The sequence below is a fragment of the Nostoc sp. 2RC genome (genome assembly GCF_014222165.1).
Lineage (GTDB): Bacteria > Cyanobacteriota > Cyanobacteriia > Cyanobacteriales > Nostocaceae > Nostoc > Nostoc linckia.
This window is the reverse complement of record NZ_JACKZU010000817.1, coordinates 1-338: the sequence shown is the minus strand read 5'-3', so window position 1 is coordinate 338 and position 338 is coordinate 1. Positions and strand designations below refer to the sequence as shown.

Below are 338 nucleotides of genomic sequence, written 5' to 3'. Positions count from 1 at the left end.
ACTGTAGCCAAAGAACAAGATATCGTCACTGATTTTCAGAAGGGACAAGACAAAATAGATGTTAGAACTCTCAATATCAATGACTTCAATAATCTGTTACTGCTGACAAGTGATGATACCGATGGTAACGCCATCATTAGCGTCAGATATCGAGTATTAAATGGCGATTATTATTATCGGCTGAAAATCAATGGCATTAGCAAAAGCCAATTACAAGCAAGCGATTTTATTTTCAACACTTCAGTTGCCAATGACAACATCACAGGAACTACTTCCAATGATGATTTGTTTGGTGGTTTAGGTAACGATACCCTACAAGGTGGTAACGGTAACGACCG

General features: G+C 38.2%; 1 protein-coding gene. It reads left to right on the top strand.

Features of this window, described 5'->3' with window-relative positions; translation table 11 throughout:
* Positions 1-338: M10 family metallopeptidase C-terminal domain-containing protein (locus GNE10_RS35110; protein ID WP_397326721.1), on the top strand; the 338-nt coding region annotated here is incomplete at both ends.